This window comes from Bythopirellula superficialaquae, assembly GCF_059632245.1.
Map to the genome: position 1 here is coordinate 4,754,166 of NZ_CP197426.1, position 21,692 is coordinate 4,775,857.

General features: G+C 57.6%; 9 protein-coding genes. 3 read left to right on the forward strand and 6 right to left on the reverse strand.

What is annotated here, in order from left to right; all coding sequences use genetic code 11:
• Positions 1–69: 69 nt before the first annotated feature.
• The 3 genes from SH678x_RS19650 to SH678x_RS19660 are packed head-to-tail and all read right to left on the reverse strand — an operon-like array spanning position 70 to position 5,707.
• A complete protein-coding gene (locus SH678x_RS19650; RefSeq protein ID WP_496920156.1) occupies positions 70–1,698 on the reverse strand; it encodes an FAD-dependent oxidoreductase in 1,629 nt (542 codons plus the stop codon).
• Between the two features lie 13 nt (positions 1,699–1,711).
• Positions 1,712–2,584: an MFS transporter gene (locus tag SH678x_RS19655; RefSeq protein ID WP_496920157.1), complete on the reverse strand. Its 873-nt coding sequence runs from the start codon at positions 2,582–2,584 to the stop codon at positions 1,712–1,714.
• A gap of 12 nt (positions 2,585–2,596) precedes the next feature.
• Positions 2,597–5,707, reverse strand: coding sequence for a hypothetical protein (locus SH678x_RS19660; RefSeq protein WP_496920158.1), 3,111 nt, complete (start codon positions 5,705–5,707; stop codon positions 2,597–2,599).
• Positions 5,708–5,986: 279 nt separating this feature from the next.
• On the opposite strand from SH678x_RS19660, the gene SH678x_RS19665 reads away from it, so the two are divergent.
• From SH678x_RS19665 to SH678x_RS19675, 3 genes are read left to right on the forward strand one after another with little or no spacing between them, the layout of a single operon-like run.
• Positions 5,987–7,405 (forward strand): cytochrome c3 family protein, encoded by a 1,419-nt coding sequence (locus SH678x_RS19665; RefSeq protein ID WP_496920159.1) that lies wholly within the window; start codon positions 5,987–5,989, stop codon positions 7,403–7,405.
• The gene (locus SH678x_RS19670; RefSeq protein ID WP_496920160.1) at positions 7,402–8,856 is read left to right on the forward strand and encodes a multiheme c-type cytochrome; all 1,455 of its coding nucleotides are present in this window, start codon (positions 7,402–7,404) and stop codon (positions 8,854–8,856) included. The genes SH678x_RS19665 and SH678x_RS19670 overlap by 4 nt, the downstream gene beginning before the upstream one ends.
• Positions 8,853–10,280, forward strand: coding sequence for a multiheme c-type cytochrome (locus SH678x_RS19675; RefSeq protein WP_496920161.1), 1,428 nt, complete (start codon positions 8,853–8,855; stop codon positions 10,278–10,280). Before SH678x_RS19670 ends, SH678x_RS19675 begins: the two co-directional genes overlap by 4 nt.
• 125 nt (positions 10,281–10,405) lie before the next feature.
• Here the strand turns inward: SH678x_RS19675 and SH678x_RS19680 are convergent, their stop codons facing one another.
• The 3 genes from SH678x_RS19680 to SH678x_RS19690 all read right to left on the reverse strand — a co-directional run bounded on the left by SH678x_RS19680 (position 10,406) and on the right by SH678x_RS19690 (position 21,691).
• Positions 10,406–10,804, reverse strand: a complete 399-nt coding sequence (locus tag SH678x_RS19680; protein WP_496920162.1) for a GxxExxY protein — start codon at positions 10,802–10,804, stop codon at positions 10,406–10,408.
• Positions 10,805–10,907: 103 nt separating this feature from the next.
• The gene (locus tag SH678x_RS19685) at positions 10,908–14,792 is read right to left on the reverse strand and encodes a hypothetical protein (RefSeq protein WP_496920163.1); all 3,885 of its coding nucleotides are present in this window, start codon (positions 14,790–14,792) and stop codon (positions 10,908–10,910) included.
• 149 nt (positions 14,793–14,941) lie between these two features.
• The gene (locus SH678x_RS19690; protein ID WP_496920164.1) at positions 14,942–21,691 is read right to left on the reverse strand and encodes a beta strand repeat-containing protein; all 6,750 of its coding nucleotides are present in this window, start codon (positions 21,689–21,691) and stop codon (positions 14,942–14,944) included.
• Position 21,692 lies beyond the last annotated feature (1 nt).

Genomic DNA, 21,692 nt, shown 5'->3' on the forward strand with positions numbered 1-21,692 from the left:
GGCGCGGGGCAAAGCGATTTTTGGCCGGTCATATTTAAGAAAACTCGCCATCGGGACGATGCCGGCTAACTAGCGGTGGCTGTCGCGGATGCTGTCGGCGGCGAGGTGTTTGCCCATAATCTCTTCCATCGCTTCCTTGACGCCGGGAAAGTGGGCCACAAGCGTATGAAACGTCTCTGCCGAGACGCTGGCCGCGTCGAGATCAGATTTCACACGAACGGTGGCTGTGCGTGGTGTTTCCTTAACGAGAGCGATTTCACCAATCACGCTGCTCGGGCCGACAGTTGCCACGATTTCGCCGTTGACTTCCACGTCGGCTTCGCCGGTCACGACAAAATAGATGCGGTCGCCAATATCTCCTTGATGAAACAGCACTTCGCCCGCGATGAAATGCTCGCGCCGGACTGCCGCGGCGGGAAAAATTCTGAGCTCGGTAATATCACGTGGCAAAACCAAATCCATGAACCAATCCGCCAAGATGCGCAGCTTGCGATCCCAGCCTGGAAATTTCGTGAGATAGATCGCCCGCCACATGATCCACGCCACGAAGCCGGAGAGGCTAATTCCCATGACTTCGGCTACGGCGGAATGCCTGCCCAGCGAAGCGAGCGAACCCAGTGATTGAAAGCTAAACGGCTGAAGCGGTTGATCGGTAAGTCGCGCGACGATGTTTTCGGCGCAGCGTTTCGCCTGACGCACGGCATGCTGAGCCGTTGGTGGCGCAAAGCTGCCATCGGCGAGTGGAATGGCAGCGCAATCACCAATCGCCCACAGGTTGGGCCATTCGGCGGTATGTAAACAATTGTTGACGAGCAGTTTGCCTTTCTCTTTGGCGCTGGGAAGCGTGGTGAGGAGCGGATGAGGTTCTACGGGGACGGTGGCAACAACGGTCCGCGTGGGGATGACCGAAGTTTCACCCGACTGTTTGTGAACGGTGATCGCCGATTGCGCGGTCACGGCGGTCAGGCGAATATTCACGCGAATATCGATGCCACGTTTTTCCAAAATCTGATGGGCAAAGGCAGCGAGCTTGGGTTTCATTTCAGGCAGAATCGCCGGACCGCTTTGCAATAAGACCAATCGCAATTCCGACGGATCGATGCTGGGAAACGACGTGACCGCATGGCGGAGAAAATCGTGCATCTCGGCGATGCATTCCACGCCAGAAAACCCGCCGCCGGCGACGACAAAGGTCAACAGTCTTCGCCGTTCATCGGGATCAATTGTAATCGCGGCTTCTTCGAGGACATGGACGACTTGATGCCGCAGGCGCAGGGCATCGCCCAAATACTTGAAGGGAATCGCGTGTTCGTTCATCCCCGGCACGCTGTCTCGAGCGAGCCGCGTCCCCAAGGCGACGACCAAATGATCGAAATGGAGTTTGTGCGTACGCGGGATGTAACCCGGTTCTAGCGTGAGCGTTCCCGCCGCGAGATCGATTTCTTGCACAGCACGCACATGGAGCGCCGCGTCGGGCACGATCCGCCTAATGGGGCTGATCGTGTGGAGCATTTGCACGGCCCCGGCAACCACTTCGGGGAGTAGCGGCTGGAAAACGAGGTAATTTTCACGGCTAATGAGCGCGACTTCGACGTTGTCGAGCCGCGCGCGGCGGAGTTGCTTACAGAGATACTTCGCCGCGTAGACCCCGGCAAAGCCGCCACCGATAATCGCTATGCGTTTTGGTGGCTGGTTCATGAGTTTCGCCAACTTAGTAGTGCAAGGCCGTCACGATATGCAGCACGGTGAACACCAGCAATATGATGGACAACGGAATATGGACTTTCAACCAACCATGCAGCAATCTATGCAGCTGGACTTGAAGTTGGAGTTGCCGTCGCACCCGGCACAGCTCTTCGAGTTGATCGACCGTGCCACGTTGTTTGTCGGAGACGGAGGAGCGCGCTTGCTCAAACACGAGCTCGCCTTGCCGTTTGCTGCCGAGCACAGTTCCCGCCATTGGGGCAGCACCTAAAAACGGCCGGACGGTCTCCAAATAGAAGTTGATGAGCCAATTCGTGGGATCAGTCGGTGGGGGGGCCGAGGCATTGGCATCGCGCTTGAGAGCAAGTTCCACCGCGCTGCCCCCGCAGCCTGCAATGAGGCACGCATCGGCTTCGCGTTGCAAACCTCGGCAAAGATGCGCCAACTGATCGGGGACGGCTTCGCTGTCGAGCTGCGATTTCATCAACCTCGGCAAAATGTTTTGCAGGATCACTCCCAAGATGCCGCTGACAATTACGGCCAAGAACACCCCCATGAGCAATTGTTCGAGCAAGCCGCCCCAACGGAAAGCCGAGTGAAAGAAAATCAGCGGCACGCTCAACAAACCTAGCCAGATGTGCCCCTTGAGCCAACCGCCTAATGAGCCCCAACGAATGCGAATCGTTTTTTTACGTGCCGAAAGCATGCCCGCGAACAGCATCAACAAAGTTCCCGCCACGCCGAACAACATGCCGGGCCAAGTGCGTCCCGCGGGGCCAGTGGGCCAGGTACGGGCGTACCACACATAAAGGACCGTTGCGCCCGCCGTCATCGCCAAAGTCGTCACGATCCAGAGCCGATGCGAACGGTCAATCAACATGGGGCACTGGTGCTACGCGCGAGGATTCCTGGGGAACTTTTGATAAGGCAGCCGCACGTCGTCAAAAATTACTTCGTCGGCACGGGTGATCGGTGAATCGCGATAAGGCAAAAATTCGCCCGCTCCGGAGAACGTCACGACGTCGTCTTGATCAACGCCGTCACCGCTCACTCCGAAGCCACCGACCAAGGTCGTGTTGTTGTACAGCGGCGTACTGCCGGGAAAGAAGACTACCCCATTCTGATAGCCTGTGGAAGGAAGCGGCTCGTGGAAATTTGTGCCGGGATTGAAAGCGTCGTAACCCAAGGCCGTCGTAAACTGCGAATCCAGCGGAGTCACGCCCGGCATATTTTCGGCCGTTTGAGGATTCACTCCGGGGGTCAGGAGAATCGAAAATGGCGGTGGTGTTGTGCCGTCGATTCCCGACGGATAACGGGGTTCGGCCACATAGCGGAAGGTGCGGTTGGTGAACGCCACACCCGCGGCAACGCCGTCCAACTGATCTTCAGGCTGCAACGCCGCAGCGTCGGAGTAATAAGCTACATTGCGTGCCTTGGCGACCGCCACGTCGATGGAAAACACCGTGGCGTCGGGCATGCGATAGAGCCCCAGCACCTCGCCATCAAGATCGGTGACGGCCAGCACCATCGAAGTCCGCGTGCCGAGCGGCAAGCGAATTGCCGCCCGCACGAGCTGAGCTTCTTCAATTCCTCGATTGATAATGTCTTCCACTTGCTGAGCCGTGAGCAGGGATCCGGCCGTGGGCTCCACAAGCCACCCGTCGGGGACAGCTTCGCCATCAAGCGTGGTGGCTCCCCCTTTTGTGACCGGCATGAGCATGCCGCTCACGGTGCCAGGGCTGTACTTGCTGGCTCCCCAAGCGAGGAACGAACTTAACTTGTACGGTTGCGGCCCAAAGGATTCGAGCGTGATGCCGTTGAGGTCGATGCGGCCTTCACCCGGAAGGCTCAGCAAGCCCAGCCCCGCGACCGGAGGCATGCCGTCGATGGTCGTCGAATTCGCGGCGACGACCGCGGCGGTGTATTCGGCTTCGAGCACCAGTGGCGCGTTCAATCGCTCTTGAGTGGTTTGTCCCGCGCCCGCTTGGAAGTTTTGCTCAAACGTGGCGTAGCCATCTTCCGCGGGGAAGAACACGCCGATGCCGCCAACGAGAATCGTTTCCCCGTTGTAAGTTTTGTACAACGGTACCCCGCCGGGAAGCGTCGCCATACCGCGGGATTGAGCAGTGCTCAATAAATCGGAGACCAAGCCGTAAGATTCGGGAGCATAAATATCTTTTCCTGGCGCGAAGTTGGCTCCAAACCGCGTGCCGAGGAAAATGTCGTCGCCGCTGCCGGCGATGGGGTTGCCGTCGTTGTCGACGGTGATCGGTTGGCGAATCCCGTTTGCGCCAGCGTGAACCAAACTATCGCGGTTGGTGTGCTCGATGGCGAACAAATCAACGTGCGGCGTGTAGGCGACACCAGGCGGAAAATGGCCGCCGAGTCCGATCGGTGCGACAAACCCGGGGCCGCGAATCGTGTCGACCGTGCTGTTGGGATTGGCTTCGACTTCGCGCTGGGTAACCGTAGATTGGCTGATGAACCTAATCGTGCGCGAGGTGAGAATCGCTTGGTCGCTCGAGAAGAACGCTGCGGTGCGCGCTTTGGCAATGGCACCGTCGATGGCGAACACGAGCGTGTCTTGGTTGGGGATGTTGATGAAGACATCCGCTTCCACGCGCACGCCCAAGATGTGTCCACCGCGATCAACGATGGCGATGATCGCATCGGTTCGCGAAGTGGCTGCTGACGCGCGATCCAAAAGCTGCTCGACTTCCATTGCTGAAAGTTGCTCGGGGCTCGCCAATGTCTCGACCGGCGGCGCGGTAATCACGGGGGGAGTGACAACTGGCGCGGGTGTTGGCTCTGGCTCGACGGTGGGCGTTGTGATTGGGGGCGTTGTGGCGGGCTGATCAGGCGTTACTTCCGCTTGAGGAGTTTCAGCAACGGGTGGCTGTTCCGCGGGAACAGGCTCTTCGGAAGTTGGTTCACTCGGCTCGAAGGCAGGTTGTTGAGGCGTTTCGATTGCCGGTTGGGTGGGAACGTCAGGTGTCGGTTCTTCGACGACAACGGGTACAGGTTCAGCGATGGGTGGAGTAATAACCTCGGGCTCGGGAGTTGGCTCTTGTTCGCTAACAAGTTCTTCTACAACCGGCTCGGGTGCAGGTTCTTCGATGACAGGCTCAGGGCTGGGCTGATTGTGTTCGCTTGCCGGATCGGTGATCACCGGTTGAATCACCGGCGAAGGCTCCTCAACCGGAGTGCTAGGAACAGCGGGCGATGTTGGTTCTGTCGCGGGAGGAACGATCACCGGTTCGCTAGGCGTTTCTGCGCTCGGCTGTTCAGGTTCCGTCGGCTGAGTGACAGGCAATTCATTGGTCGTGTCATCAACAGGCGGTTCGCTTTCGACAGGCACAACTTCAACAGGCAGCGGCACATCTGGCAGAGCAGGGGGGCTTGGTTTGATGACCGGGGACAACGAATTCACTGGCGCGGCAACATCAGTACTCTCACTGCCGGTGACAGTTGGTGTTGATGCGCTCGGGCCACTTGCCGGTGGTTGAGTCTCGGCTTCTGGTTCAGGCTCGGGGCCCGGTTCGACGGGCTGAATCACTGGCGGGGGTTCTTCAAGCGGATCATCGATAAGCGACGCAAAGACTTCGTTGAGAGCAACAAGGTCTTTGGGAATGCTCGATTGAAAAGTTTCCAGTTTCAATGGCCGTTGGACGTGCCGTTGCTGGCGAGTCGCTTCTTCGGCGCGTAGGGCATCGACAAAGTTCAGAATCGAGAAGTGAAATGCGGGCGTTGGCGAGATTGCATCGGCTCGATAAGAGTAGCGCACTTCACGGCGTTCCGCCTCGTCGAAGGCGGAACTGTCGCTGCTTTCAAATCCACTCGCCGTGGGGAGTGTTGCCATGAGTGGCAATAAGACGCCGGGAGCATTGCGATCTTCCAGCCGCTCGGGCATCAGTAACCGCCGCGGTGCGCACCGCGGACGGCTCGACCGAGTCGATCCCCGCGAAAGCTCCGCCAGCCATTGCCGTGCTTGATACATACGCACTCAGGGTTGTTTCACGTTTGTAGGGCAGTTCATCGGTTGACTTTGCCCGCCATCTTCCCGCGAACAGACAAGTTGCCCTTTTCTCATCAACTGTTAGCATCGTCCAACTCCGCCATGCAATTCGACTCGACGGCGGTTGGCAACGACTCTAACGGTCGTGCCGCATTTCTGGACACGCTATTTCGGTTCATTTATAATCCAAGCCGCCCGTCGCCTGCCGTGTTTCCACGAAGGTGATTGGCGACCTTCTTGCTGCCCTTCAGACGAGAAACCTAAATCATGCCCGGCGCTCACGATGAGAAGCTGATCGCCGAGAAGTACGCCATCGATTATCCTCGCCGCCCGCTCGCGACGCGACTTTGGAAGCGTCGCTGGAACTGGTTGGCCTTATTTTTGGCTTGTCTTGTAGGGTTTGTGCTCTATTTCGTCCAGGGCAACAAGGCCTTCTGGGCGGGGCCCGTTTCGCAGTCCCACGCGGCTTTTGCCATGGATTGCCAGAAATGCCACACGTCGTCTTGGGAATCGGCCCTGCGGCTGGCTTCGCTTGATAGCGGCCGGCATTCGGTTCCCAACGTGGCTTGTTTGAGCTGCCACCCCACGGTGGGGGATCATCACCCCCGACTTGGTGAGAACGAACCCGCTTGTGCAACTTGCCATCAAGAGCATCGCCCCGAGATACCGTTTGTGGAGGTTGCCGACCATCAATGCGCGAGCTGTCATGGAAATATGCAGACTGCTCCCGGCAGCGAATCCCACTTCATGGCCGAGGTGATTACCTTTGATGAAGGGACGCAAGGGCATCCCGAGTTTGCTTTCTTTCGCGCAGAGGGCATTGGCACGCAACATGGCATACATCATGTGGCCGTTCGAAACGATGAGGGAAAGTGGGTCGATAACGGCGGTGTGATTTTCAATCACAAGGTGCATCTCGCGCCCCAAGGCGTGCTCGATGCAAACCGGCAAAAAGTACAACTCAAGTGCGCGGACTGTCACGTGCCGGAAGCCGATGGCCAGTTCATGCAGCCGATTGTTTACGAGCAACATTGCGCTTCCTGCCATCCGCTGCGATTGGCTGACGATCTGGCGGCATTGGGCGAACTGCCACATGCGGCCCCGGAATTGGTGCGTGGAGCGATCCGCGAACGCGTGACCAAAACATTGACTCAGCCGACACCCGCCGAAACGCCTCCCACGATTCGCCGACTCCCCACACCGGCGATCCTGAACGATCCGCAAGCAGAATCCGCCGACGCGATGTTGTCCGCGGCAGATCATGCGGTGTTTGGCTTGGAAGCCAAGGGGCTCTGCCGCAAATGCCATCACGTCGAGATTCGAGACGGGAATTGGTATGTGCCGACGCTGAATCCGCAGTTCGTGTCAAGTGAAATCAATGCGATGCGCGCGATGATTCCCGACCGTTGGTTTTCGCACGGCGAGTTCAATCACGCGGCGCATTTGACGGTCGCTTGTACTGATTGTCATGACGTAACCAGGAGCACACTTACTACCGACATCTTGTTGCCGGGGATCGCCAACTGTCGCAAGTGCCACGGTTCTCACCCAGTACCGCCCAATGTAAGCATCGCGGCCGACTGTGTGTTGTGCCACGACTATCACGGCCCAGCGAAACCAGCGCCAAACGATGCCGATGCTGCAAAACTCCTCACTTTCTTCGAAGGTCAGGAGGTGTCGCGATGAGTCGTTGGAATATCGTGCCACTAATTTGCTGCTTCGGAGTGGCGGGGATACTTAGCTTCAACGGCTGCGCGGAAGAAGCTCCGCGTATTCAGTTGACCCAGGTAGGTCTTGAAGCGGAACCGACGGCGGAAGAAATCGGCTGGCGGCTCACGGGGGTCGGCTCTTGCACGGCGAGCGGGTGCCACGGCACTGCGAAACCGCATGAACTCCTGGGCAGCGAATACAACATCTGGATTTCCGCCGATCCGCATGCCCAGGCTCATAGCACACTATACAGCGACGAATCGCTCAAGATGGTGCAGAAGCTCGACGGTGACAAATTCAATTCCGCCGTGCCGCCGTATGAAGACAAACGCTGTCTCACGTGTCATTCGACGACCTTCGCGTCGGCCGTCGATGAAGCGGGCGAAGTGGTCACCGACGGCGTAGGCTGCGAAGCGTGCCACGGTCCCGCTGAAGGTTGGCTTGCCGAGCATTATTTGCCGGGATTCGATGCCGCGAATCGCGAACGCTTGGGAATGTGGGACACCAAGAATCTTTATTCGCGTGGGCAAATCTGCGCGAGCTGTCATGTGGGCAGTCCTGGCCGTGAAGTGAACCACGATTTGATTGCCGCGGGTCATCCGCGTTTGCAATTCGAGATGGGAGCTTACTTGCAGGCGCTCCCCAAACATTGGGACGAGCGCAAAGACCGCGCGCGGTTCGATGGCAATTACGAATTCCTGGCGTGGGTGCTCGGCCAAACCGCGGCCTCCCGCGCGGCGATCAAGCAACTCGAACACCGTGCGGCGCAGGGGCCGATTTGGCCCGAGCTTTCCGAATGGTCGTGCGGGGCTTGTCATCACGACCTGCTGGATGAAGCCTATCGACAAGATCGCGCGGCGGCCGCGGGGATGCTGTCCGGGCAGACAATTCGCTGGGACGATTGGAACCATCATCTGGTCCGCGAGCATGCAGGATTGATCGCGTCGGCATTGGAAAAAAGTGGCAGCGCCGATTCCTTGCAGCAGCAACTCGCCAAGCTAGCGCAGTCGGCTGGCTCATTGAAAGCGGAGCGCCACGATGTTGCCGCCAACGCCCGAGCAGTGGGCGAAGAACTCGATGCCTGGGCCAAACAGATTCAAACCGCGCCTGTGGATTTACAGACAATCGACAGTTTGATGAACTCGTTCGTGCAAACTTATCAACGCGGCGTGGGAGACGTCGGTGAAGCGATGTTGGTTTACGACGCGCTGGCCACGTTGCAACAAGCGCGGCTCGATACGCTCGCCCTGAAACAGCAAAAGCCCGATGCGGTCGATCAAGCCGTGACGGCCAATCTCTCCAGGATGTTTGAACTGCTCACCAAGGAGAATACAACTTCGGGGGCAGAGTTGGTCCGTCGCCAGCAGATGACGGCCCAAATGGCGGAGCTCGCTCGCCTTCTAGCACAAAGGAAGGTGAGCGAATGAGAACTTTGATCGTGTTTGTCGTACTGGCATGCTTGCCTACGGCTTCTTTTGCGCAAACCGCGGACCGTCCGTTTCAGTTTATTCGCACGAATAGTTGCCAACGCTGCCATGAAGAGGCGGCGACCCGCGATGCTGAGGTTGGCATTACCGAACGGGTCCGCCTACGCGAATGGCAGATTTGGGACGAGCACGACAAACACGCGTCGGCCTACAATGTCTTGACTGAACCACGCAGCCAACGCATGGGCCAACTCTTAGGCAAAAATGTGTTGGCCAAGGAAACCGGCTGCGTGCAGTGTCACGTTTCGAACGCGGTCGATGAGTTGTGGTCGCCCGATTGTTTTCGGAATGGCCAAAATTTGTTCGTTCAGGAAGGGGTCAGCTGTCAGGCATGTCACGGCCCGGCGAGTGCTTGGGAGGATGAACACGATGAGACGGCGTGGCAACAGAAAACACCCGCCGAGAAAGCCGAGTTGGGCTTTAATGCGCTCGAAGATCCCGTGCGGCGAGCCAGCCTGTGCGCGTCGTGCCACGTTGGCATTGCGAAGTTGGGCCGTGTGATCACGCACGAAATGTATGCCGCGGGGCATCCGATGCTTTCGGGCTTTGACATGGAAGCCTTCGCCGACAAGATGCCGCGGCACTGGGAGTACCAGGAAGAGAAAGAAAAGCGACTCGATATCCCGGCTCAGCCGTTTCGCTTTGAACGCACCCGCGGCGTGCTCGTGGCGAGCGTGATTGGCTTGCAGGCTTCGGTCGATTTGGCCGACGATGGCCAGACGAATTGGCCGGAACTCGCGCGGCTGGAATGCTATTCGTGCCATCATCAATTGCAAACGCCGAGTTGGCGGCAGGAAAGTCACGTCGAACGGTTCGCCGGTCGACCCCGTTTGGAACTCGGTTGCCTGCCGATCCTTCAAGTGGCAACTCAAATCGCAACGGGCAACACACAATCGTTTGATGCGATTCTCGAAGAATCGCGCGATGTCTTTAGCCGCAACATGTTCGGCGACACGGTCAAACTTGCGATGTTGCGAAATGCCGTGGATGCATGGTCGACCAAAACCGCTGCAACGCTTGCTGATATGCAGTTGGATGCTGCTAAGGTCGAAGTGATTTTGATGCTGCTTGTCGATGCCGCCGCCGAGGGAACACACGATTACGACACGGCCCGGCAAATCACGGGCGCGATTTACTTAGTGGGTGAAGAACTAAAACGATCGGGGGCGCAAGTTCAAGGCTTGGCGCCACTCTTAACGCGTCTCAAAGCACTCGAAGATAGCGAACGCGGCTTCGCACTGGTTTCCACGGAAGACAAACGCGTAGAAGATAAGTTTGGTTTGCAGCTACGCAACCGGGCGCAATTCAAACCAAAAATTTACGCGGAACTACTCAAGTCGCTTCGCGCGGGGATGAAGAATTAAGAGAGGGAACACTAATAAACGCTGATCTTCGCTAATCAAATAAAAGGGGAGGCCAGGGCATTGAAATATCGAGACGAGTAATCGGTAAAGAACTCCAACAAATGAATTCAAATTATTAGCGTAAATTAGTGATTATTAGCGTTCCTCGTATGTATATCGGAAAGAATTATTCTTTTCCATTCAAGTTCGCCCTTCTTGCCGAAGTTAATGAGATAACCCACCTGCTTACGGCTAATGCGCATGTAGTTGAAGAGTTGTGCTTCGTGGTCGCTTGTCAAAGTTAAAACGGCCTTCACTTCGACGACTATGCCGTCGTAAACAAAGAGATCCGGATGGTAGTGCGTGTCTAGGAGATGTTCTTTGTAGAATGCTTGCAGGGCAAATTTCGAGAGGAAAGGAATTGATCGCAAAGACAGTTCGATTTCTAAGCTTTGCTGATAAATCTCCTCAGCCATTCCATAGCCGAGCACATTGTAAACCTCAAATGCCGCCGCCATGAACTGATAGCCTTCGTTTTCAAGCATAACGAACCTCATCAAAGAAAACAGGAACACTAATCGGCACTAATCAACACTAATTAATACTTATTATTAGTGTAAATTAGGGATTATCAGCGTCCACCATTTTTTACCGGTCAAATTCTGGCCCGGCAAATCCTTTGAGCGGTCCCTGTTTGTAGAACTCAGGGTCGTCACTCACGCGCCAGATTTCGCCGTTGCGTAAGTAGAGCCCCTGTTGCTCGGTGAAATTGAGTGGCCGCGCACCGACTCGGCCGAACACGGCGATTTGATTCCCCGACTCGTCGACGGCGCGATCGCGGTCGAGTCCTTTGGAGATGGCCAAGGCTTCCCCTTTGGCGAGTTTGCGGGTGGCAATCAAGCAGGGGGTTGGGTGTGGACTGAATCCCGCCGTGCCGGGAGTGTCGGCCGAAGTGAGTTGGACGACGTGCATGCCGTTCTTGCCGTCGGCCAGATAAGCGAATGCGCTGGCGTTGGTGATTCCGAGCTTTACATCGTGGAGATCGCAGATCGCGCCATCGGCATTGTAGGTCTGATCGACAAATGGCGCTTCAGGATTCTCCACGTCGACAATAACCAACCCTTGAATTCCGCCGGCGACATAGGCATATGTTCGCGCGATATACAGGTTGTGTACGTCTTCGATATCGAGCGAAGTCACCGGCACGGGATGCGCGAGATCGGTGATATCGAGCACTTTGAGCCCTTGATGATCGCCCACGAAGGCGTAGCGGAACTGCGCTTGGACGGCCACCGGTTGGTGCAGGAATTCGTCGACCACCGATGTCACGCACGGATGCTTGGGATCTGTGAGGTCAACGACAACCAAGCCGGCATTACTGCAAATGTAGGCGTAGTTGCCGACGATGGTGATCGCCCGCGCGCCGTTGAGAACGCCGTCCGGGTTGAAGGTGACTTCACGATCCAGGAAATTGTTCGTGGGATTGCCATCGAGCAATGTCGCCACGGGAACGGTGATGAGCCCCTCGTATTTGTCGGCAACGTACAGGTAGCCATAGATCGCGGGAATCGACGGTTCTTGATTTTCGACGTGCTGCACCCGCGTGGGATCGGGAGCCAACGTCGTCGGAGCGGCGACGGCGAGTGCGCATTCCGTTTTTACATATAGCTGCTGCCCCATCGGCGAAACAGGGGCGGAGGTGATTCGTTCGGAAAAGCCTTTGTCGTCGATGAAGGCGATATCAAACACCCGCAAGCCCCCCGTGCCGCAGGCGGCGTAGATATATTCGCCGCGTGCGAGCAAACTGCGAATCGCCGGCTTCTCCAGCGGACGAATCAACTGCTGGCCAATGTCGCGGCCTGGATGCTCGTGAGCGATTTGCAGTTCTTGGTCGTGTTCCAAATGTTTGTAGAAATGATCGGGATAGGCCAGCTTGTGCAGCGTGCTACCGATCACGGCTTGCGGCTCGTCGCGTTCGGTGACTTCCACCGCCTCGAAGCCATGCTCGCCGGTCGCGACCCAACAGAATCGCCCGATGAAATTCACGAAGTTGGAACCCTGCATCGTCAGGGTCGCCATCCAAGCATTGTTGTCGTTGGCGACCGACAAATGGCAGTCGGTGCACATCTTGGTTTCGCTCGGCAAGTGGCGATGAATTTCGGAATCGCGGAGTGTATCCAAATGCGGCGGCCCGCCTCGAACCGTGTGCGGCACGTTGGTGCTGAATGCGATGCCGCTGAGCCCATCACCTGAAATGGTTTGCTGCTGCGTGTAGATCGATTCGCGCTTGTCGTTGTAGCTCGTGACATGAATCGCGCAGGCGCTGCGGCAGGGCCCGATGCGATTGCCCGTGGCCGTGCCATCGCGGGCGAGCATGTACACGTCGTCACGTAAGGTTTGAAAATTGTAGGAAACGTAATTCCGCGAAACGTCCCCTTCATTGTGCAGGCTGGGCATCTTCATGTTGGCCTTCTGCGGTAGATGGCAGCCGAAGCAACTCGTGTTCCAAGCGGAATGGCAGGCGATGCAACTCATATTGTCGTTGGCATGGGCGCATTTGGATTCGTCCCCGTTGGGAACGTCCCCCCAAACCAAGTTGTCCTTGTCGTCGAAGCGAACCGTTTTCGACAAAGCCGATTTCTCATTGTAATGTCGGTGGCCGGGAGTGATCGTGTGCTTTACCTGCATCACTTCCCAACTCAAATTTTTATCGACGAGCGAATTTTGTATCAGCTTGTCGCCACGCTTTTCGAAGAGCCGCTTGCCGAAGGGCGTGCGTTTTTGCGACAGGTCGGTTCCTTCACCCGCCGCGGCGGGGCCGGACGTTTTGAGCGTCGCGAGCGCGGTGACCGTGCCGTGGCAATCGATGCACTGGATTTCGCACGCCGCGCGGACTTCGCCGTAGAGTTTTGTATCGCCGTGAACATCTTGTTCGAAATGGCAATCGACGCAGTGCATTCCTTTTTCGAGATGGATATCCATGTAATGAACAGGAGTGCCTTCGCGGTGCTTGCCGAGCTCACGTTCTTCTTGAGATGGCGGTTCCATCGCTGCCATGAGTTGCTCGGTGGAAACATCGAGCAGTTTGTCGCCCCGATAGTCGAGCATGTGCCCTTTGCGGTCGCGTTTGTAAACCGCGCGGAACACCCAGCCATGGCCGTGGAAATCGGCGAATTGGCTGTGCTTGAGATAGGGATTGAGATCGACGACGTTCTTCAAGAATTCGGGATCGGACCATAACCCCCGCGCGGCCGTCTCATCGGGATTCGACATCTGCGACGCGACTAACTGCTCGGCGGTGATCTCACGCTGCTCGCGGGGATACATCAGCTCGCCGTCAGTTTCATTATCCCACCACATGAAGCCCAAATAACTGTTGAGCACGTTCGTGCCGGGATGAACATGGCAGACGATGCACTGGCTCGTGGGGGGCGCCGCGGCGAACTTATGAACGATCGGATGGCCCGACTCGTCGTGCGGAATCGTGGGATCGGGGCTGTGACTCTTCCCTTCGTTGCCAAAGACGTGATATGGCCCTGAGTGAATCGGCGAGCGATCGTTGGCATAGACCACGTGACACGCCGTGCAGCCGCTCGAACGATAATCGCCGGGGTGATCGTTGGTGCCTAGGAAATTTAGCGTGGGATCCAACAGCCGCGTCTTTTGCAAGCCGATCAACACGGGATCGGTGCGATTCTGGGTGCCCAGACCGCGCGTGCTCAAGCGTTGGCGAGGGCGGCCTGGTTCTTCATTGAGTTCGGGCACACCCACTTCGGGTTGAAAGCGCCCGCCTCGCTCAAAAATACGCAGCAAGTTGCCAGGTTGGCTGACTTCAAAGCGGGGGAGCGGGTCTAAATACGGCACGCGGCCTTTATGCACGATCTCATCTATGCTCGGTTGGGGCACGTCTTGAATACGCTGCGGAGTGCCGTGCTTTGCGTAGCTTTCGCCGTAGCGAGCGATTTTGAACGGCACAGAACCGTTGTTGTAAAGCGCGGCTCCCCACAGCATGCAGCCGTGCGTCATCATGCTTTTCTTGACGGCCAGCACTTCCTGCGAATGGCATTCGCCGCAAGCCTGATCGGCCACGCGCAAGTCACCGGGATTCACGAAGCGAATGAACTCGGGCGATTCGTGATTGAGCAGAGTGTAGGAACGAACGGGGTTGGCCGACGTCCGCCACGCACCTGGAAAGCGGGGATGAACGTGAGCCTCGACGAGCGTGGTGGCGTCGGGATTTCCGCCATGACAATCCACGCAGCCAAGCTTCACCGTTTCCTGGCGATGCATGTCGGTGGCGTTTTCGTGACAGACAAGGCAGCCGTGACTCTTACCATGCGCTTCGTCGGCCGACTGGGCGGCGAGGCCCGTCACCGGCGGACGCGAGCTGGGTTCCTGGGGCAGATCGTGAAAATGTTGTGGCAGGGGGGCGGGCTGGTCTTCGGCCCAGGCCGCCAAGCATGTCACGGCGAGCGCAGCCACGCACGCCAACAATGCTTGCCAACCACGTGAAGAGCGCGCCCACGATTCCATTCGGGCTTCCTTTGACCGCCGCCGAAGAGTTCGCGGCCCGCCAGGAGTGTAAAACAGCCATGATTCCAAGCCGTCAATATGGCTTAGCCTGGCAAGCGGGGTCAAGAGAAGTGCTGCTAGCGAAGAACAATCGCCGGAATCACGCCATTTCAAAACTGCCAGGCAATTTGTAGCTCGGCCATTGATTCGTCTGCGGCATCAACATGCGTCTCGGCAAAGGGTCGCGCGAGCGTCGTGGCGACTTCCTCGGCCTGAGGTGTGTAAGACGTAAAGGCGGCGTCTTGGATCGCAAGTTCGAAGGTGGTCGTCGCCACGGGATCCTCCGCGACGATCGAAGTCACCACTTCTGCTTCACGGACAAATGAAAAAGCAAACACGGGGACGGATTGCAGTTCCGCAGTGGATGGCACAGATTCGGGAACCGATGCAGCGACGAGTTCAATTTCGATAGAAGTAAATGAAGACGTAACCGATGGCTGAGCAAGTGCTGGAATGGACTGAATGCCGACTTGTTTGGATGGCAGGATTGCCGCGGTCGCAGTGACCACCACGCTTTGCGGTGAAGCTGCGACATCAACTGCAACTGGTTTAGTCACAGCAGGCACAGATGGCGTTGAACTCACGCCAGTTCTTCCCCAACGATTGACGAGTCGTGAAAAGCGAGGAGCTGGAGTTTCAACTTCTACCACCGGCGGTGTGCTGACCTCAACGACAATTGAATCGACTGTTGTCTCTGGTTTGCTGGCCTCGGGAATGGATTCTGAAACGACGGCTTCGGGGATTTCGCTGAATGTTGGTTCTGGTTCAAGCGTTTCAATCACAACTGGCGTGACTTCAACGACAACTTCGACTGGTGCTTCGACAGCAGAGGGGGCGACTTCTTCGACGATTGCTGGCGCGAGCGGTACGAAGATCTGTGGTGTCGAAACCGGCTCGGTGGCAACGATCTCGGTAACGGCCTCGACAATGGCGGGAGCGACTGGTTCTTCAACCACTTCAACCACAGGCGGCACAACCGGCGTTGCTTCCGCCCAAGCATTTTGACGTTGCGTCAGCCGATTGAATCGGGACGGCGGCGCGGTGAGGGGTTGTTGTGCGGAAGGAGTTACAACCTCAGCCACGGGAACGACCACCGATGCTTCGATCACGGGCTCGATGATTTCAGCGACAACAGTTGTCTGAGCGCGGCGAGCCAAAAGTTTCGTGAAGCGTTCGGTCGGCGGAGTCGCGGGAACGGCGAGCGTTGTTTCCACGACGGTTGCTGGAACCTTCGTGGGGATGTTCACAACGATCGGCGTTGAATCGCTGGGAGTGCTCTCCTCGGCTTTGTTCGCACTGGTGTTTGGAGCCGAAGTCGTTTTCGAAGGGATGACAAATGTTGACGCAACAGCAGCACTAACCGGAGTCGGTGTCGTTGTCGGCGTGGGCGCTGCCGCGGCACTCACGACGACCGGCGGATCGAAATTCCCAACCAACGGCAGGGAATAGCTGTTGCCGAATTGGGCGAACAGATCGTTGCCGAAGGGGGACGTATTGAACGAGACAAAGCCGTTCCCCGCGGTGAAGCGGTCGGCGATCGTCCCTTCGACGGCGATTGTGTTGGGGTCGTCCGCCGACATGAGGAAATACCATTGTCCCTGCTGACCCGGCGCGAGAATCGCGCCGTCGGGGAGATACAAGCCGAGGTCGTCGATGCCGTCGCCGTTCATGTCTCCCGCGACGGGCCGCTCGCGGACCCCGGCAAAACCTGAAGGATTGTCGGGCGTGCCAACACGCGCGGACAGTAATGTCGTTGACCAAGTGTTGGCCGCGGTGGCCAGCGCGATCGAGAAGCGGTTCGCTCCATTGGCTGGACTGTAAGTCGCTAGATCGTCGAGCCCATCGCCGTTGAAATCGCCGACGACCGGATAGCCGGTCATGTTGGGGATCGTCACCGCGGAATCGGCATTGAGCAGATAATCGTGATCGGTATCGAAATACCACGTCGTGCCCGTGAAGACGCCGACTTCATCGCCGTTGGCGGCGTCGCCGTCGAAATTGCCCGCGACGGGAATGCCGTTAATACCTAAAGGTTCAATTTGCACGATATCGGGAATGCCATCGTTATCGACGTCGATTTGCCAACGCCATTGACTGCCCGAACGGCCATAGACGGCCAACTTATCGAAGCCATCGGTCGTGGCTGAACCCACGGGCGAAAAGTTGCCCGCGAAGATGCCGTCGGTTGAGAATCCCAATAAGAAGGCCAAATCGCGGTTTGTGGGATCGGTCGTGTTGGGGTCGAATACGAAGTTGCCATTGCCATCGATGAAAACTTGCCCACCGGCGTAGATGCCGAACTCGGGCATGGAATCGATCGTGAACCGCGCGACGAAATTCCCGCCGGGGACGCCGTCGCCGCTGGGGAACGTTGGGTTCACAGGCTGCGAGGCATTGGATTCGCCGTCGAGACGATTCCCTTCGGTATCGCGAAGCTGGTCGGAGACCGTCAACGTATAGCGATCATCCGCGAGCGGGCGAGCAAACGTCAACACAACGCTGGCCGTCGCGGGTTGGCCCACGACGATTGGATCGGGAATCACTTGCACGGAAGTAATCGGCACGATGCCGGTCGCATCGCCCACGAGAGAATACAACGCGGGGTTCGCGGCGAAGGCGAAATCAAGTGCGGGGGCGTCGCCGGCATTCGAGCGTGGTGGCACATCGCGAAACCGAATCGTCAGCGTCCGAGCTGTGACCGTGGGGCCAATGGGTGCGAACACGTCAGTGCTGTTGGTGTTGTCGCTCACCGAAATGCCAGTCACCTGCGGGCCATTAAGTTGATTCTCGGCTTCGGTGGCACCAATGTCGATTCGCGACACCGCGTTGCCGTCGCCATCCCGCACGCGCGTAAACGGCAAGCCGCGTTGATCGAACTCGGGGACGCCATCGATTCCGGCAAAGTCAGTGGGATCGCCCAGATCAATCGCGGGGCTGCCGGGGCGTGCCAAGTGGGTCCGCGTCGGTCCACCATTCTCGGCGAGTTCAAACAACATGGGGTCAGCCAGAGTTTGATCGCCCGGTTCGGTGAATTCCGCCAGGGCGTTGCCCGAGTCAATCAAGTTGTAACCCTGCGAGACAAAGGTGTTCGGTGCGGCGGTGTCGACGTCGCTGTTGACGTTGCCGGCGATGATGGTCGAGTGAACTTCGGTGCTGGTGCCGGCATCGCCGAAGGAAAAGACGCCGCTGCCGCCACCCGCGGGAGCCGTGTTGTTCGTGATTGTGCTAAACAGAATTTGCGTGAGTCCCTCGAAATTAAAGACACCACCGCCAACGTTCACCGCCGTGTTGCCCGAGATCGTGGAATTAATAATGACGACTGCCACGTCGAGCGCGGTGTCGCTCGCAATTCCACCGCCGCTATCCGTGACGGTATTATCAGCCAAGGTCGAATTCACGAATGTTGTGGGCCCCGTGACATAAAGCCCACCCCCTTGAGCGGCCGTGTTGTCTACAATCTCCGTATTGCGGACGGTGAGTGTTTCGGAACTGAAAATCGCTCCGCCGTTGCCAGTAAAATTCGCGCCGGTAAGCGTCAGGCCATTGATTGTGACTGTCAGGTCGGCAGCGAGATTTTCGATGTTCAAGAGGCGTGAATCGCCATTGCCGGCCCCATCAATCGTGATGCCACTGGCCAGCCCGCTGGCGTCGATGGTCAGATCGTCCGTGATCGAGAGTTCGCCCAACGTGAGCGGGATCGTTTGGCCATCAAGGGCCGCCGCAAACACAATCGTGTCGGTTCCTGAGTTGCCGTTGGCAAAATTGATCGCTTCACGGAGTGAAAAATCGCCGACTGCAAAATTGCCGTCATCCTCATCTTCTAAGTTGTCGACGACTAACGTCCCGGCGAGCAGCGCTTCAATGCTGTTGAAGGCAATGGTCTTACGGCTGGCGGTGAAAGTGATCGTGCCGTTGGTGGGAGGAACCGAAGGGACAATCGCGTCGGCGATGCCGGAGAGTTGCAGGATCAGGCGATCACCGGGGGCGTTTGAGGGGGCGCCACCATTGATCTGCATGGGAGTGTCGACACTGGGGGCAACAATGAATGTGTCTTCGTCGTCACCACCGTTGACCGTAAGCTGAGTCGCGGTGATTGTTCCCAGGATGCTAATCATCGCTCCCACGTCGGGGGCATCGGCATCGGCGATGTCGGCATTCGCCACGACGTTGCCGGCATTGGTGATCGTGGCCCCCGCCGCGAAGATGAAACTATCGCCCGCGTTGAAATTTAAATTATTGCCGTTGGCGTCAATTGTCACGCCAGTTGCAATCGTGAGATCATCACCCGCCGCCGCGGAATCGGTGGCGGTGAACGTGCTGTCGCCGCCGACCGTGACGTTGCCATTGATCGTAAGCGGGCTTGAAGCCGTGATCGTGGCACTGCCGCCGGCAGTGAGTTGATTGAGCGTCAACGCACCCGTGTTGACGATATTCACCGCACCGCTCGTGGCGTTGGTCACGCTAAGTTGTGGGGTGGTGGTTTCAATCGCGGCGGTACTTGTGCCGATACCCGTGGAGGCTAATAAGCTCAATGTGGCGGTTTCAATCTTGCTCGTCGTATTGGCCGAGGAATCGGTGATCGCGCCACCACCGGCATCGAGCGTCACCGATGTAGGAGCCGTGATTGTCGCTCCCAGCGAAATATTCTCACTGAGAATGGCAGCGGAGTTTGCCGTCGTGATGTTGCCATTCACGGCCACGACGTCGGTGCCCGTGCCGGTTTGAATGGTGAAATTCTGATTGAGATGCGCATTGGCTGCCGATGTCACGGTGATCGTGTCGTTGCCGTCAGTGCCAACGGTGGTGTCGATCACAAGATTGGTGTTATTCCAAAATGCCACGGCTTCGATGGCGACGCCGCCGCTCGTGCCCGACACACGCAACGCGGGGTTGGTTCCGCCGGAAGCGAAATCGACTCCTTCTTGAATCGTGAGCACGTCGTCCGCACTTGGCAAATTCAGCGTCGCGTTGGCCATACCGCTAATGTCGACGGGGGCGAGACTGGTGAACGTAATGGCTTGACCGCCAACGGTTACGACTCCATTTCCCGGTGTAGTTGCGTTGGGAGTGTAAACGGCGGTTTCCGTGCCGGCCCCCACCACAGCGAGCGCATCGCTTCCGGCACCGCCGTCGAAACTGACGGAAAGCCCCGCGGCAGTGACCGCCGACACGACTGTGAGCGTGTCGTTGCCGGCAAGCCCATTGACGATGATCCCATTGCCGGCGATGGCCGCAATCGGAATACGGACTTCGTTCGTGCCGTTGCCGGAAGAACCGGCGACGTCGGTCGTGAGCAATTGGCTGGAATCACGCACGACGAGATTCGCGCCGTCGATTGCAAGTTCGAAGTCGTTATTAGTACCACCAACGACTTGATCTGCAATCACCAAATTCAGCGAGCTATCCAGCGTGATGTTTTTCGCTGTCGCTGTCCCCACGGGGGCTTCAAACGCACCCATGTCGATACGGGCCGAGCCGCTGTTATCGCCATCCAAAACGCGCGCAAAACCGTTGCCGCGTTGATCGAAATTGGGTATAGAGCCCACACCAGCGACGGCCGTAGGATCTCCTGTGTCGATGGCGGGACTGCCAGAGAGCAGAGCGTGAGTGAACGTCGCGCCGCCGTTATTGGCCAGTGGACCCAGCACGGCGCTCATGTCGAGCAGATTGCCCGTGCCTGAGACGTTGGTGATCCCGGTCCCCGCTGTACTGCCGACGAGACTGTAACTGATCGTGGTTGTGCCGACGGCTTTGAGATCCGCATTACCACCAGTCGCTGTGTTGCCAGCAATAATCGTGTGCGACAAAACAACATTCGTGGAGGCATACAAGCCGCCCCCCATGCCGTTCTGTGACTGGTTGTTGGCAATCGTGCTGTGAAAAGCGTTAATCCCCTCTTGTGTAAAAACGCCAGCACCATGGGCACCTGTCCCGGTCGTGCTGTTTCCGCTAATGGTCGAACTGTTGAGGATAACACTTTCGGCGGAGATGCCTCCACCCACGGAATCGGTGCCTTGAGTTTGGTTTCCACTTACAGTCGAGTTAAAAACCGAGGCATTGAGTGCGTAAATTCCACCGCCTAACGAATCTTGGCCAGCAGTGCTATTCCCGGATACGGTTGAGTTGTTCAATGTCAGATTGAAGGCCGAGATCCCTCCCCCACTACTTGCCGTTCCTGCCGTGGTGTTGTTGCTAATCGTCGAATTGCTGATCGACAAAACACCTGCCGATTGAATACCACCGCCATCGGCACCATTGCCAAGTGTGCTGTTACCGGTGATCGTTGTGTCAGTAATCGTCAGAGTTCCCGTGGTGGCAGCCGACCGAATGGCCCCGCCACTGTAGGTGGTCTCTATTCCGGCGTTATTACCGGTCGTGCGACCGCCCGTGAGCGTGAGCCCGCTGAATGTGAAATCGCCGCTCAAGGCAGTGATGTTGAAAATTCTCGACAGCTGATTGGCATCGACAATTGGGTTCACCGCGAGTGCCGAAGCATCGATCGTCAGGGCTTCGGTGATCGCCAACTCGGTGCCGGTTGTGAGTTCGATCGTTTGACCAGTCAGCCCAGGGATGAAGCCAATATTGTCGGCGCCCGGCGTGGCGTTCGCCGCGAGGATGGCTTCGCGGAGCGAAATTCCATCGCCTCCCGCATTGCCAATCAACGCGGTGATCGACGACGTATCGCCATTCACGACATCTAGGGCGTTACCTACGGTCACAGCTGCTAGCACCCGCCGATCTTCGAGCAGTTCGGCAGCGAGGCGGCGCGGACCCTGTACAGCACGACCCTGTGCGACACGGCCTTGGCGGCGAACTCCTTTGGTCAGGCGGCTAGCGATGAGAGATTTCCAGCGCAGCATC